Genomic DNA, 14095 nt, shown 5'->3' on the forward strand with positions numbered 1-14095 from the left:
CCGCTGCATTGCTGGAAGAACGATTGCGCGGCCCTAGAGCCTTGGCGGAAATTGTCATCGTGCAGTCGGATTCTTTGACGGTAGATGATGACACATTTCAAGCGAAAGTGGAGAGGGTTCATCAAGATATCGTCTCGCTAGGCAGCGAGATAATTTCCGGTGGAATCGATGGACAGCAGATAGGCGGACAGCCTTTTTCCCACTATTATCAAGCTGTTGCCTTCAGCGCTCTCATTCCACCGGAACAGCTTGAGCAGCTGCTCTCCATTCTTGTTGCCGGCAGCCAGCGAACCGTGCTCATGCACTACACGCTGGCCGGCGACTCGGACGAGGCGATCGCGAACGTCGAGGAGCTCATCCACGTCGTCCGGGAAGCCAATGCGGCGGACGATTTTCGCGTGCTCGTTGGAGGCGACGCCAGCGTGGCTTTCGAGAACAACGAGCTGAGCGCGCATGACCTGGAGCAGGGCGAACGCTTCGGCGTTCCCATCGCGCTGATCATCCTGCTGGTGCTCTTCGGCGCGGTGGCCGCCACCCTGCTCCCATTGGGCATGGCCATCGTCGCTATCGCCATGGCGCTTGCCGCCGTGGGGGTGATCGGGCAGGCCTTCGAGCTGATCTTCTTCGTCACGATGATCATTACGATGATCGGCCTCGCGGTGGGCATCGACTACTCGCTGCTGATCGTGTCGCGCTTTAGGGAAGAGTTGAGTCGGGGGCTCGGCACATTCGAGGCCGTGGCCAAGGCGGGAGACACGGCGGGGCGCACGGTGTTGTTCAGCGGCACGACCGTGGTGATCGCGCTTATAGGCATGTTCATCGTGCCGGTGTCGTTCTTCCAGTCGCTGGGGCTGGGCGCAATTCTGGTGGTGGTCACCGCGCTCGCCGCCACCCTCACGCTCCTGCCCGCTCTGCTGGCGATCCTTGGTCCTCGGGTCGACTTTCTGACCATTCCCTTCCTGTCCCGGTTCTCGTTGCGAAATACGGAGACGACTGGCCGTGGATTCTGGATCACCATCACGCGCGCCGTCACACGCTTCCCCGTGGTGAGCATTCTCATCGTCGGCGTTCCGATGATCGTGCTCACGTCGTTTTATTTCGGCATCAAGACCGGGCTCAACGATGTCAACACCTTTCCCGAGCGCGCGCAGACTCGAGAGGCGTTCATCGTTTTCGAAGAGGAATTTTCCTTCGGCGACGTCAGTCCCGCCGGGATTCTGAGCCCGGCTGAGATCGTCATCGACGGAGACATCGGCAGCCCTGAGGTGCAAGCGGCGATCGCGCGCCTTCAACAGTCGCTGGCGGAGGACCCCGCATTCCCCGTCCCGCCCGCGGAGCCTGAAGTCAATGCCGCCGGCGACCTCGCGCTGCTGACGCTGCCCTTCCCGGGCAAGCCCAACAGCCGCGAAGCCACGGAGAAAATGGCGACGATCCGCGACGTGCACGTGGCCGGGGCCTTTGAAGGGGTGCCCGCGGATGTCTACGTCGGGGGCGCAACCGCCGAGGCCGCCGACTTCTTCGGCATCGTCGACGTGTTCACGCCGGTCGTCTTTGCGTTCGTGCTTGGCTCCAGCTTCATCATCCTGATGCTGGTCTTCCGGTCGATCGTCATTCCGCTCAAGGCAATCATCATGAATCTACTCTCGGTGGGTACCGCATACGGTCTGCTGGTGCTGGTCTTTCAGCGGGGGATCGCCCGAGATCTGTTCGGCTTCCAGGAAGCGGAGGTTATCGACGCCTGGATTCCACTGTTCCTGTTTTCCATCCTCTTCGGACTCTCGATGGATTACCACGTCTTCCTGCTCAGCCGAATTCGGGAACGCTATGACGAGTCCCAGGACAACCTGCAGGCCGTGGCGTATGGCCTCGAGTCCACGGGCCGCATGATCACCGGCGCCGCCCTCATCATGGTCGCCGTATTCGGCGCATTTGCCGCCGGCGAGACCGTCGTGAATCAGCTTGTCGGTTTCGGGCTTGCCGTGGCCGTGCTGCTCGACGCGACGTTGGTGCGGTCGGTCTTGGTGCCGGCGAGCATGGCGGTGCTGGGAAGGGGGAACTGGTACTTGCCGTCATGGCTGCGGTGGCTTCCAGACTTGCGAGTCGAGGCCGAAGAGGGATGATTCGCCCCAGACTAGCCTTGAGTTAAGGCCAAGGCACACGCACACATGGATATCCCCTCCGATTACCACGCAGGTTATGCGAGGGCTCGAAAGCTTGCGCCGGAGCTAGCGGACAACTACATCGCGCATACATTCATTGGCGATCCGGAAGCCGACGCGATGATGGCCGAGCTTGCTCCCCTGGGGCAAGCCAAGCTGGGCAGGTTCATCCAGATCGGAATGGATGGCCGGGACAAGCGCGCGCTGCGTGAGGCGCCGGCCGCGCTGAGGGAGTTCTTTCAGTCGTGTGAGAACGTGCCCGATTGGGTCGATCTTGAAGAATTTACCCCTGGAGTCCGCATGTTTCATCGGAACTCGCAGTTGGTCTTGGGAGCAATGGTCGGCGGCACGCTCGTCGAAGGCTTCTCCACCAACATCGCCAAATCGTTCTTCATCACCGGAAGGTTGCGCGATCAGGGCGTCAGAAGACTGCGACAGAACAATCGCCACATGGTCGAAATCTTCTTCCCGGGCGGCCTGGAACGGGATAGCGACGGTTGGAAACTGTCCGTTCGCATTCGGCTCATTCACGCCATGGTCCGACGGCTCTTGGATGGATCCGACGATTGGGACTCCGAAGCCTGGGGAATCCCGATCAGCGCCGCGCACGTGGGCTATGCCATCACGGCATTCTCAGCGCGACTCTTGAAGCACCTCAAGAGCCTCGGGGCCAAGTTCGACGACGAGGAGCGGGCCAGCTTTATGCAGGTCTGGCGCTATTCGGGATATCTGATGGGCATTCCAGAATCGATTCTATTTCACGACGAACATAGCGCTCTGGATCTATTTGAAATCGGCGGTATTTGCGAGCCAGATCCCGACTACGAGTCCGTTGCTCTGGCGCATTCGCTGGTCAACTCAGCGCCGCTCATCGCCGGCATTATCGAGTCGGAAGCCCGCGAAAAGCTTGCCCGATACATATTTCAGGTGTCGCGAGCGCTCATCGGCACCGAACTCGCCAACCACCTCAAGTATCCCCGATACCCCACGCCGGGCGTCCTGTGGTGGTTCCGAATGCAGAGTCGCTACAACCGCGTCATGACCAAGCTGTTCAAGGGCCGTCTGCGCAACGAGAACCAGATGACGGCCCTGCTCGACGTATCGAATTTTGATGAGACCGGCATCACCTACCGCCTGCCCGACCACGTCTACGCGGAGGAGTCCTCCCGGTGGTAGGCCGGAGGTCCTAGCGGAGTCTCACGCGTCGCGCCGGGGTCGGAGCACGCTTGACAGGGAATCCGGGCGGTCGCGGGGAGTCAGGGATCCGCGAAGAGTCTGACCTTTTCCTCGAGCCACTCGCGCAGCTGGGCAAAGCGGAATGAGTGCGTGGCGAACAACTGCATGATGAAGGCGTAGGCTTCATCGTTGTCGCAATCGATGAAACGGCCGTTCTTGCGCAGAAACGTGTCGGTGGCGAAGAAGGCCGTTCGCTTGTTGCCGTCCACGAAGGGGTGATTCATGGCCAGGCTTTCCAGGAGCGCGGCGGCCTCGTCGAGGATTCCGTCGTAGTAGCCAAGCTGCGGGCGCATGATGGCGGACTCCAATGCGCCCGCATCGCGAAGCCCCAAGGAACCGCCGAATTCGTTGACGGCAATGTCATGGATCGCCACGACTTCCTCGACGGTCGGGAAGTCGCTGGTCACGACTTGCCCAGCAACTCCCCAAGGCGCCGATTCTTCTCGAGGCTAGCCTGGAAGTGCGCCATGACCTCGGGGCGGACCTGCTGGCTCGCCCGGCTTTCGATGTAGTGGCTCATGGCGTCTTCCAGCACGGCCTGGAAGTGCCGGCCGTCATTGCGCGCGATCTGACGCAGTGCCGCCAGCAATTCCGGGTCGGCCTGGCTGGAGAACTTCACGCGCGGCGTAGCCATCATTCAACCTCCTCACGGGTTGTCTTCAGCATCTGCCGAGCCGCCAATGGCGTCAAGAAACATATTGACAGAGATGGGCAACCTAGACCCGTTGGCTGCCCCGGAGCGATGGATTCCCGCCTTCGCGGGAATGACGGACCCAAGGTGGGCTGCTTTCGACTGGGAGCATGACCGCGAATCGCCGTCTCCGCTCGCTTAGACTGGCGCATGACCGCCTCACTCGCAGCGGCTCTTGTCAGCGGCGTCGCCGCCGGACTGATTGTCGGGACGTGCATGGCGTGGCTGGCCTCACGGGTTCGGCGCGACCGCAAGGCCGCCGCTGGACCCGCCGAGTCCACCGAGGCGCGGCTGGCGCGAGACTTCACCGTGCTGGCGGAGCTGCTGTCGGAACGTCTGGCCAAGATCTGGCTCGCCGACACGCCCGGGGCACCCGTGGCCGAAGGCGACGCGCACTATCACCACGTGTTGGAGTCCACCACCACGATCGTGCGCCAAGCCGGGGCGTCGCCGAAGGCGGCGACGGCGGTCGGCGCACTCACAGCCAAGCGGGTGCGGCCGGGCCCAATTCGGGGCAGGCGCGACGATGGGTCGCCGGTGGCGCCCCCGGGCTAGTCGCGCCGCCTACGCGGGAACGGCCGCAGGCGCGAACTCGGGCAGATAGGGCTTGAGCAGTTCGAAGGCGGCATCGATCTGGGCATCGTCACCGGAAGTCTTGGGCAGCGCCACCCAGCGCTCCATGACCCCAACGCGGCTTAGGAGCCCCTTCGCAACCGCGTGGGCAAACCCCGGCCGGGACTGAAAGACCTCCAGAAACTCGTTGGTGCGGTTCTGGGCCGCCGCCGCGGCCTCGAGATCGCCGATGCGCCAGGCCTCGTAAATATCCAAATTCAACTGCGGTGCGATGTTCGGCGTCATGCCGGTAGTGGCCACCGCGCCGGAAATGAGGGCGTGCAGGAACGTCACGTCACCGCCCACGATCACTCGGAATTCGGGACCGCCGCGTACGGCAGCCAAGTAGCTCATCACGTTCCCCACGGACCCGGAACTGTCCTTGGTGCCCTGCACCCCGACATCGCGCAGCCGAGGCAGCGTCCCCGGCTCGGCGGGAACTCCGGTCAGCCGCGGAATGTTGTAAAGCAGCACGGGGACGGGGGACTCGCGCACGACGCCAGCGAAGTAGCCGACGAGCTCGTCCTGGGTCATCTCGAAGTAGAACGGTGGGTTGACGAGCACACCGTCGGCGCCCAGGTCACCGGCTTCACGGAGCTGCTCATGCGTCCGTCGCACGTTGGGCTGCCCGCACGCCACGATCACGGGCACAGCCCCGCCGACCTCGTCGACGGCCGCACGGATGACGATCTCGCGATCGGCATCGTCGATGGAGGCGAACTCCCCGGTCGTGCCAAGCACCACGATCCCGTGGCAGCCGGCGTCGACGACGCGCCGGGTGAGGCGCCGCAGCGAGGCCTCGTCCGCGGTGAAGTCGGCGTTCAGCGGCGTCAGCAGCGCCGGAATCACCCCATGAATGCGGGACTGAAACGTCGTCATCAAGGAGTCCAAGTCCTGGTGCCGGCTGGATGCGGCTGATTATAGGCGTCGTCTGCACGCGAGCGCTCCGAGAGTGGCATCATCGCCGCCGCGGGGTGGTGACCAGCAAGGAGTTGAGCCCGATGGAGTACGTGAACATGGGCCGTTCGGGGCTCAAGGTGTCCCGGGTCGCGCTGGGATGCGGATTCCGCGGCATGACGGACCAGGACCTGATGGAGCGCATCATCCGGCACGCGATCGACAAAGGCGTCAACTTCATCGACTGCGCCAACACCTACGTTGGCGGAATCGGGGAGCAGGTGCTCGGGCGCGTGCTGCCGGGGCAGCGCGACGAGTTGGTCATTACCACCAAGGTGACGTCGATCGTCGGGGAGGGGCCGAACGACATCGGCAGCTCGCGCTACCACATCATGCGCGAGATCGACCGCAGCCTCCGCCGTCTGCAGACGGATCACGTGGACATCTACATCGTCCACTGGCGCGATCAAACCACGCCCCTGGACGAGACGGTGCGGGCGATGACGGATGTCGTGGCCAGCGGCAAGACGCGCTATTGGGGCGTCTCCAGCTACCAGGCGTGGGAGGCGTGCCAGGCGCTGTGGCTTGCCGACCGGGCGGTCGCGCCCGGGTTCATCACCACGCAGAACCAGTACAGCTTGCTGTGCCGCAATCCCGAGCAGGAGCTATTCCCCTTCTGCCGAGAGTTCGGCATCGGCGTGATGGCCTTTTCGCCGCTGGCCGTGGGCGTGCTCAGCGGTGACTTGCAGCAAGGCCAGCCGGCCCCCGCGGGCACGCTGTGGGAACGGCAACCGCCATACGAGATGGAATCCGTCCTCACCGACCGGGCGCAGCGGGTCATCGACGCGTTGCGCGAGATCGGCGCCTCCCACGGTCGCCACCCGACCGCCGTTGCCATTCGGTGGGTGATTTCGCGTCCCGAGGTGGCGACGGCCATCGCCGGACCGGACACCACCGAGCAGCTCGACGCGTACCTCGAGGCCGCGGGCTGGGAACTGACGGCCGAAGAGATCGCGCAGCTCGACGAGGCCTCGGACCCCGCGGGCTAGATATTCGAGCGGGACTGCCCGCCGTCCACGTTGATGCAGGCGCCGGTGACGAGGCTGGCTTGTTCGGAGGCGAGGAACGCCACCACGGCGGCCACCTCCTCGGGTCGGCCGAACCGTTCCATGGGCATGTCGCGCTCGATAAACGCCGCGATGCCCTCGGGATCGCGGCGCTGGCGCCGCTCCCAGCCGCCGCCCGGAAACGCGATCGAGCCGGGCGCGACGGCATTGACCGTGATGCCGAACGGCGTCAACTCCCGGGCCATCGATGTCGCCAGGCTGTTCATGGCCGATTTGGCGGCGTTGTAGGCGGGTGGGCCGCCGGCCTCGCGCCCGTAGATGGACGTGATGTGCACGATGCGGCCCCAGCCGGCGGCCTTCATGAGCGGCACCGCCGCGCGGCTGGCCCGCACGGCCGCGCTCAGGTTGACGTCGAATGTCGCGGACCATTGCTCGTCGGTACCGGTCACGAAGTCGCTGTCGCCCATGGCGCCGCCGACGTTGTTGACCAGCACGCTGATGCCGCCGAGCTCGGCCACCGTGCGCCCGACGGCCTGCGCCGGCGCCGCGGCGTCGCGCATGTCCAGCGAGAGCGAAATTGCGCGAACCCCAAGCACCGAAATCTCATCAGCCGTGCGGCGCAGGTCATCCCCGCCCCGCGCGACGATGGCCACGTCGCAGCCCTCGGCCGCAAGCCCGAGCGCGATCGCCCGGCCGATGCCGCGGCTCCCACCGGTGACGAGCGCAACGCGGTCACGAAGCCCAAGGTCCATCCGCGACTCCTTTTTCTCCGCAGCGCTCGGTGAACCGCCCGCCCGGCGACCGACCGTGCAAGACCACCAAACGGGCGCTCACAAGCGACGTCCCTCCGGGGCTGGAAGACAGCACCCAGCCTACCGGGCGGCCTCAGCCACGCGAACCAGCGTCAGCCGCGGCACTTCCGCGGGCGCATTGACTCGCATGGGAATTCCGACCGTACCGACCCCCCGAGTGATGAACACCAGTCGGCCGCCGATATGCATCAGTCCGCTGGGCCTCGGGAGCGGCGAGCGCGTGCTGGTCATTGGGGCGGACATGAACGGCGGCACAATCTGCCCGCCGTGGGTGTGCCCGCAAACCACCAGGTCAACGCGTGTTTGTCCGAGGCGGGGCACGGCGTCGGGATTGTGCGTGAGCACGAGGGTGAAGGCGTCATCGCCGACGCCGTCGAATGCGCGGACGGCGTCGTCGCCCCGATAGGTCGCGTCACCGACGCCGACAATGGCCAATTCCGCGTCGCCGATCCGGTGGCGCACATGCGCGTTGTCGAGCACCGTAACGCCCTGGGCCTGGAACGCCTGCCGGATGAATTCCAGCGGCTGGGTGCGATTGCCGATCCACGACGGGTCAGTCGCATCACGGGAAACAAACAGATCGTGGTTGCCCCAAACCGCATAGGCGCCGTGCACGGGCTCGATCGCCGCCAGCGCCTCGGCCACCATCGGCGCGGCGTCAACCCGGTCGCTGAGGTCGCCGCACGCGAACAGGAAATCCGGGCGGGTGCCGGCGAGCCGGCGCAAGGCGTTCAAGCTGGGTGTGCGTGGAGAGCGCACGTGAAGGTCGGACACGACTTGGATCGTCAGCCCGTCGAGCGCCCGCGGCAACCGCGGGAGCGGCACGGGGATCGGGGCCGCCTCCGCGTCGGACGCTTGAGCGACTGCGCGAGCCACCAACCCGAGGGCGCTAAGTCCGGCTAGCGCTGCGGTCCGACGGACGGTCAGCACGGCCACTCAGACTGCGAGCGCCTCCCGGGCCGTCGGCAATGGATCGAAGGGCTACAGGCCGTGACGGTTCTCCGACACGACGCTCGCGCCGTCGACCGCGGCAACGTCCGGCGTCGACTCCACGTGGGCGCTCATCGCGCGAAACTTGGCATACCGCGCAGCGACCAGGTCGGCGGGCGCCATGGCTTGAAGCTCATCCAGCGCCTCGACGAGTGCCGCCTTGAGATTCTCCGCCGTGGCGTCGTAGTCGCGGTGGGCGCCGCCAGACGGTTCGGGAACGATGCGGTCGATGAGATCAGCCGCGTAGAGCACATCCGAAGTCAGTCCAAGGGCCTCGGCGGCGCGCTCCGCAAACTTCGAGTCTCGCCAAATGATCGCGGCCGCGGCCTCCGGCGATGCCACGGAGTAGATGGCGTGTTCCAGCATCAAGATGCGATCGCCAACGCCCATCGCCAGGGCGCCGCCGCTGCCGCCTTCGCCAACCACCGCGACGACAATGGGAGTCTCCAGTCGCGCCATGACGGCCATGCTCTCCGCGATGGCCCACGACTGGCCGCGCTCCTCATCCTCCAATGCCGGACCGGCCCCCGGCGTGTCGAGCAGGGTGATGACCGGGAGGCCAAACCGCGCGGCCAGCTTGAACAGGCGGATGGCCTTGCGGTAGCCCTCCGGGTGCGCCATGCCGAAGTTGCGCTCGACGTTCTGGCGCGTGTCTCGGCCCTTCTGATGTCCGACCACGACGACCCGCCGCCCTTGCAGCGAGCCCACGCCGCCAACCACGGCCATGTCGTCGCCGTGGCGCCGATCGCCGTGCAACTCGACGAAACCTTCAATCATGCGCTCGATGAAGTCGAGCGTGTGGGGCCGGTCGCGGTGGCGGGCCAGCTGCACGCGCTGCCAGGGCGTCAGTCGAGAAAACACGTCGGCGGTACGCGCCTCGAGCTCGAGCTGCATCAGCTCGAGCTGCCGCAGGACGTCCGACGCAGAGTCAACATCGCTGTCCGCCTCAAGCTCGGCGATGCGGCTGCGCAGCTGGTCGAGGTCGCGCTCGAAGTCCAGCACGGCCGACGCTCGCTACCCCAGCCGCGTGCGGGCCGCGTCAACAACCTCGGCGCGCCGTGACACCTGGGCGGGCGCCAACAGCTCAATGAGTCGGCCGATCGTGCGGCGCTGGTCCCGTCGAGGAACGACCGCGTCAATCATGCCGCGCCGAAGCACCCACTCGGCGGTGTGGTCGTCGGCCTGCGCCCGGCGACTCAGCGTCCCTTGCACGACCCGCGAGCCGGCGAAGCGAATCGTAGCGCCCGGCTCGCCGATGATGACGTCGGCAACTGCCGCAAAGCTGGCCGTCACGCCGGCCAGGGTGGGATCGGCCATCAGCGCGATGTAGGGCACCCCGGCGGCGGCCAGACGCGCGGCGGCGGCGGTGGTCTTGGCCATCTGCATCAAGGCAAACACACCCTCGTCCTGCCGGGCGCCGCCGGACGAGGTCACCATCACCAGCGGTATGCGCCGTTCTTGCGCAAGCTCGAAGAGCCGGGCGATGCGCTCGCCGGCGGCCCCGCCCATGCTGCCGGCGATAAAGCCAAACTCCATCACCCCCAGCGCCACCTCGTGGCCCTGGATGTGCCCCACGCCGCACACGACAGCCTCGGAGCGCCCGGTGGAGGCCTGGGCTTTGGCCACCCGGTCTGGATAGCGCCCGCTTGGCCGGGAGAAGTTGAGCGGATCGGACGTCAGCACATCCGCCGCCAGTTCCCGGAAGCTCCCGGCGTCGTCCAAGAGGAGATCAAGCCGCTGGCCGACCGTCAGGCGATCGTGATAGTTGCAGCGGATGCACACGTGCAGCCCCGCCTCGAACTCCGGGCGGTAGTGCATGGCGCCGCACTTGCGGCACGTGACCCAGAGATCGGCTGGAACGCCACCGCGCCGGCGTCCGGCAAGGAGATCACGCACGGGCATCACACAATCTGAAACGCGGGTCGCGGCAAAGAGTGATGGCCGCCTGCCCCCCGGAGTTAGACCGCGGAGTATATCAACAGGGTGTGGATAGATGGCGTCATGGCTCGAGCGGGCGATCAGGCGGCGGTCGCGCCGCCACCACCGCCCCCACCCAGGTCGCGCCGCGGCGCCTGAGCGCTCGGGCGGCGGCTTCGAGCGTCGCTCCCGTTGCCGCCACGTCGTCGACGAGAAGCACACGGGCGCCGCTCAGGTTGTGGAGACATGTGAACGCGCCGATCACGTTGCGCCAGCGCGCTTCACGCGTCAGCGACATCTGGGGAGCCGTGTCGCGGTGACGGATCAGATGCTGGTCCAGCACGGGCACGGCCAGGCATCGGGTCAATTGAGCCGCGATGAGCGCGCTTTGGTTGAAGCCGCGCTCCCGCTCGCGCGCGGGACCCAGCGGAATTGGAACGAGCGCGTCGATATCCGGCGGGCTGGACAGCGCTTCCGCCGCGACCCGTGCCAGCGCACCGGCGAGGTAGCGCTTGTTACGAAACTTCAGGCGCAGAATCGCATCCCGCACGGGCGACTCGTACGGATAGCGCACGAATACCTGGTTGATGCGCCGTTCCTGGTGACGGCATGCGGCGCACTGGTCGCCGTGATCCAGCCTCCGGTTGCATTGGCGGCAGCAGGGACGCGGCAGGGGTTCGAGCTGAGAAATGCAGATGGCGCAAATGCCGTCACCGAGCGCGCCACACCCGGCGCAGACCGGTGGGAAGATGATGTCCGCAAGGCCGCGCCCGAGAGACCGGGCCACCTCGCCAACTAGCTTCAGCGTCGAGGCGCCTGACCCGCCCCGGACGCGCCGCCGGCCCCAGTCACCCCTTTGGCGCGGGCGCCGGCTCGGCGTCGGCCCGTTGGATCTGGACGACGGCGGGTTCGCCGTCGACGACGCGCAACTCGAATTCCTTACCGGCGGCACTGCCGTCGACGACGTGCTCGGTCAGCGGCTCGTCGACATAGCGGCTCGCGAGTTGACGCAGGGGGCGCGCACCCTGGTTCCGGTCGGCAGCCGCACGGACAAAGAAGTCGAGGGCCTCGGACGTGACATGCAACTCCAGCCCGACCGCACGCGCGCGGAGGATTGCCGCCGATAGGAGCCGCCGCGCGATCTCGCGCAACTCCGCTTCACCGAGATCGTGATAGATCAGCAGTCGGTCGATGCGGTTGAGAAACTCCGCCGGGAGATGTCGCCGGGCGTGCTCACGCATGCGTGCCTCGAACGCCGCGCGCTCGCCGGCCTGCTGCGTCGGACCCGATCCGAAGCCAATCTTCGGCCCGCGCGACTCCTCCACGCCAAGGTTCGACGTCATCACGATGATGGTGTTGCGAAAGTCGACCGTGCGCCCGTTCGCGTCGGTGAGGACACCGTCCTCCATGATCTGCAGCATCATGTGCAGCGTCCGAGGATGTGCTTTCTCCACGTCGTCAAATAGCACCACGGAGAAGGGATTGCGGCGCACGGACTCGGTGAGCTCGCCGGCCTGATCGTGCCCCACATATCCGGGCGGCGACCCGACGAGACGGGACACCGCGTGCCACTCGCCAAACTCGCTCATGTCCACGCGCACGAGCTTGAGCTCGTCGCCGCTCACGAATTCAGCCGCGGCCTTGGCCGTCTCGGTCTTGCCGACGCCGGTGGGGCCAATCATGAGAAACGATCCGATGGGACGGCGCTCATCACGCATGCCCGCCACCGCGCGACGCAGTGAGCGGCCGAGCTCGTTGAGCGCCTCGTCCTGTCCCACGACGCGCTTCTGGAGCATCGACTCGATGGCCAGAAAGCGCTCGGCTTCGGCCTCGATGAGAGTAGGCGTGGGGACGCCGCTCCAGCGAGACACGACGCCAGCTATTTCGTGGATCCCGATCATGGGAGTATTCGCGCGCGCCTCGGCCTCCCAGGCACGGCGTTCGTCACGCAACTCCTCGCGCAGCTGCGCCTCCGCCGCCGCCAACTCGAGGACTTGCTCCGGCTGCCCGTCGACGCCGAGGTCGGCGCGTGTGGTCGCCAAGTCGTCAAGACGCTGCTCAAGTTGCCGCAGGCGCTCGGGGGCGGTGAGGCGGGCCACCTTGGCCTTGGCGGCGGCTTCATCGATCAGGTCGATCGCCTTGTCGGGCAATTGACGTTCAGTCAGGTAGCGCCGCGACATGCTCACGGAAGCCTCTAAGGCTTCGTCGCTGATCTGCACGCCGTGATATTGCTCATAGACGGGTCGCAGGCCCTCGACGATCGCGATGGCCGACTCCTCATCAGGCTCGCCGACGTCGACGGGCTGAAGCCGCCGGGTTAGGCTCTTGTCGTTGGAGATATGGCGGCGGTATTCGCGCCACGTGGTCGCGCCGATGAGCCGCAGCTCGCCGCGCGCGAGATGGCTCTTGAGCATGTTGGCCGCATCGAGCGAACCGGCGGCTCCGCCGGCCCCGACGACGGTGTGCAACTCATCGATGAACAGGATGACGTTGGGATCGGCGCGAGCCTCGGCAATCACGCCTTGCACGCGTTCCTCGAACTCGCCGCGATACTTGGTGCCGGCAATGGTCGCGGCCAAATCGAGCGCTATGATGCGTCCCTTGCGCAAGTCGGGCGGCACGTCGCCTTCCCGAATGCGCTGGGCCAGTCCTTCGACGATGGCCGTCTTGCCGACTCCCGCATCGCCCACGAGCACTGGATTGTTCTTGGTGCGTCGCACGAGGATTTCGATCATGCGGTCCATTTCGGACCGTCGACCGACCACCGGGTCGAGATCACCGCTGGCGGCGGCGCGCGTGACGTCGCGGCCATACTCGGCCAACGGGCTCTTGGCCCGACGGCGTCCGCGGCGACTGGCTCGCCGTCCGCCGCCACCGACGCGACCGGGGCGATAGGACGCCTCGATGCGCCGGCGAATCGAGCGAAAGTCGACGCCGGCCTGACGCAGGCTCTCGCCAGCCAAGCGGCCGTGGTGGGCCAGCACGCCCAAGAGCAAATGTTCGGTGCCAATGAACCGCACGCCCGTGCGCTCGGCTTCCAGCGCGGCGGCGCGCAGCGCATTGCGGCCGCCCGGACCCAGCGGTCGTCGGCCGGGGTCCTGGTCGTCCCCGGGACCCAAGGCCTCCACCACGGCCTCGCGCAGCTTGAGCACGTCGACCTGCGCTTCACGCAGGATGCGCGCCGCCGCGGTCTGCGGCGAGGCGAGAATCGCCAGCAGCAGATGATTGGCGCCCACGGTCGAATGCCCGAGGTTGGTCGCCTCGAGCTCCGCCTGGGCGAGAATCCGACGGCCCTTGGTCGTCAGGCGCCGCAGATACTCAACAGGTTCGTATTCGTCTCGGGTTGATTCCACGCCGCTAGCTCGTGAATGGCTGGGAGATGGTCTCCAGCAGGCTGTCGAGACCCTCTCCAATGCTATCGCCCAGGGTCGTCATCACAAGAACCAGCACGACCACGAATGCCACGGCGACCAGCGCGTAGCCGATAACGCTCTGCCCGCTCTGGCCGACGATGGAACCGCCATCGGGGCGATCGGTCGGGTTGTTGGAGTCGTCGTGCATGTGAGCCACCGCCTGAGTCCCTGGCGGATGCTAGGTAGCGCGCCGTCGGCGTGTCAACGCAGGCGAGCCGCGCCCAAGCACGCTGACGCCGCACGCTTGGCCCACCCGCGTCGCGGCGAGGCGACGACCATCGGGCCGATGGCAGCGGCAAAT

At 66.3% G+C, this 14095-nt stretch carries 14 protein-coding genes and 2 pseudogenes; 4 read left to right on the plus strand and 12 right to left on the minus strand.

Annotated features, from left to right (window positions below; all coding sequences use genetic code 11):
- Positions 1–8: 8 nt before the first annotated feature.
- Together OXG79_11660 and OXG79_11665 are read left to right on the plus strand one after the other, a co-directional pair.
- Entirely contained in the window at positions 9–2120 is a 2112-nt protein-coding gene (locus tag OXG79_11660; protein ID MCY3784424.1) for an MMPL family transporter, read from the plus strand.
- Between the two features lie 45 nt (positions 2121–2165).
- Positions 2166–3335 carry an oxygenase MpaB family protein gene (locus OXG79_11665; GenBank protein MCY3784425.1) on the plus strand — a complete coding sequence of 390 codons (1170 nt, stop codon included), beginning with the start codon at positions 2166–2168 and terminating at the stop codon, positions 3333–3335.
- Between the two features lie 80 nt (positions 3336–3415).
- Here the strand turns inward: OXG79_11665 and OXG79_11670 are convergent, their stop codons facing one another.
- Positions 3416–3802 carry a type II toxin-antitoxin system death-on-curing family toxin gene (locus OXG79_11670; protein MCY3784426.1) on the minus strand — a complete coding sequence of 129 codons (387 nt, stop codon included), beginning with the start codon at positions 3800–3802 and terminating at the stop codon, positions 3416–3418.
- Complete coding sequence (locus tag OXG79_11675; GenBank protein ID MCY3784427.1) at positions 3799–4032, minus strand: hypothetical protein; 234 nt, start codon at positions 4030–4032, stop codon at positions 3799–3801. The genes OXG79_11670 and OXG79_11675 overlap by 4 nt, the downstream gene beginning before the upstream one ends.
- Positions 4033–4236: 204 nt before the next feature.
- On the opposite strand from OXG79_11675, the gene OXG79_11680 reads away from it, so the two are divergent.
- On the plus strand, positions 4237–4641 hold the full coding sequence (locus tag OXG79_11680; GenBank protein ID MCY3784428.1) for a hypothetical protein: 405 nt from the start codon (positions 4237–4239) through the stop codon (positions 4639–4641).
- Between the two features lie 9 nt (positions 4642–4650).
- Here the strand turns inward: OXG79_11680 and OXG79_11685 are convergent, their stop codons facing one another.
- A complete protein-coding gene (locus tag OXG79_11685) occupies positions 4651–5577 on the minus strand; it encodes a dihydrodipicolinate synthase family protein (protein MCY3784429.1) in 927 nt (308 codons plus the stop codon).
- A gap of 29 nt (positions 5578–5606) precedes the next feature.
- Between OXG79_11685 and OXG79_11690 the strand changes: the two genes are divergently transcribed.
- Positions 5607–6644: an aldo/keto reductase gene (locus OXG79_11690; GenBank protein MCY3784430.1), complete on the plus strand. Its 1038-nt coding sequence runs from the start codon at positions 5607–5609 to the stop codon at positions 6642–6644.
- On the opposite strand, the gene OXG79_11695 is transcribed toward OXG79_11690, so the two are convergent.
- The 9 genes and pseudogenes from OXG79_11695 to OXG79_11735 form a co-directional block, all read right to left on the minus strand.
- Positions 6641–7414, minus strand: coding sequence for an SDR family NAD(P)-dependent oxidoreductase (locus OXG79_11695; GenBank protein ID MCY3784431.1), 774 nt, complete (start codon positions 7412–7414; stop codon positions 6641–6643). The genes OXG79_11690 and OXG79_11695 overlap by 4 nt on opposite strands.
- A 120-nt stretch (positions 7415–7534) precedes the next feature.
- Positions 7535–8299, minus strand: a complete 765-nt coding sequence (locus OXG79_11700; protein ID MCY3784432.1) for a metallophosphoesterase family protein — start codon at positions 8297–8299, stop codon at positions 7535–7537.
- Between the two features lie 156 nt (positions 8300–8455).
- Complete coding sequence (locus tag OXG79_11705; GenBank protein MCY3784433.1) at positions 8456–9466, minus strand: acetyl-CoA carboxylase carboxyltransferase subunit alpha; 1011 nt, start codon at positions 9464–9466, stop codon at positions 8456–8458.
- A gap of 12 nt (positions 9467–9478) precedes the next feature.
- Positions 9479–10360 (minus strand): acetyl-CoA carboxylase carboxyltransferase subunit beta, encoded by an 882-nt coding sequence (locus OXG79_11710; protein ID MCY3784434.1) that lies wholly within the window; start codon positions 10358–10360, stop codon positions 9479–9481.
- 103 nt (positions 10361–10463) lie between these two features.
- Positions 10464–10931, minus strand: coding sequence for a phosphoribosyltransferase family protein (locus tag OXG79_11715; protein MCY3784435.1), 468 nt, complete (start codon positions 10929–10931; stop codon positions 10464–10466).
- Positions 10932–11229: 298 nt separating this feature from the next.
- Complete coding sequence (locus OXG79_11720; protein MCY3784436.1) at positions 11230–11574, minus strand: hypothetical protein; 345 nt, start codon at positions 11572–11574, stop codon at positions 11230–11232.
- Positions 11575–11580: 6 nt separating this feature from the next.
- Positions 11581–12099 (minus strand): annotated as a pseudogene (locus OXG79_11725) (AAA family ATPase).
- 294 nt (positions 12100–12393) lie between these two features.
- Positions 12394–13734: pseudogene (locus tag OXG79_11730) on the minus strand (ATP-dependent Clp protease ATP-binding subunit).
- A 4-nt stretch (positions 13735–13738) separates the two neighbouring features.
- Positions 13739–13942 carry a hypothetical protein gene (locus OXG79_11735; protein MCY3784437.1) on the minus strand — a complete coding sequence of 68 codons (204 nt, stop codon included), beginning with the start codon at positions 13940–13942 and terminating at the stop codon, positions 13739–13741.
- Positions 13943–14095 lie beyond the last annotated feature (153 nt).

It is taken from the genome of Chloroflexota bacterium (assembly GCA_026706485.1).
Taxonomy (GTDB): Bacteria; Chloroflexota; UBA11872; order UBA11872; family UBA11872; genus JAJECS01.

Coding starts and splice junctions, on each gene's coding strand:
- OXG79_11665 (MCY3784425.1), top strand. CDS start 2,166: ATGGATATCCCCTCCGATTACCACGCAGGTTATGCGAGGGCTCGAAAG.
- OXG79_11675 (MCY3784427.1), bottom strand. CDS start 4,032: ATGATGGCTACGCCGCGCGTGAAGTTCTCCAGCCAGGCCGACCCGGAA.
- OXG79_11680 (MCY3784428.1), top strand. CDS start 4,237: ATGACCGCCTCACTCGCAGCGGCTCTTGTCAGCGGCGTCGCCGCCGGA.
- OXG79_11685 (MCY3784429.1), bottom strand. CDS start 5,577: ATGACGACGTTTCAGTCCCGCATTCATGGGGTGATTCCGGCGCTGCTG.
- OXG79_11690 (MCY3784430.1), top strand. CDS start 5,607: ATGCGGCTGATTATAGGCGTCGTCTGCACGCGAGCGCTCCGAGAGTGG.
- OXG79_11695 (MCY3784431.1), bottom strand. CDS start 7,414: ATGGACCTTGGGCTTCGTGACCGCGTTGCGCTCGTCACCGGTGGGAGC.
- OXG79_11735 (MCY3784437.1), bottom strand. CDS start 13,942: ATGCACGACGACTCCAACAACCCGACCGATCGCCCCGATGGCGGTTCC.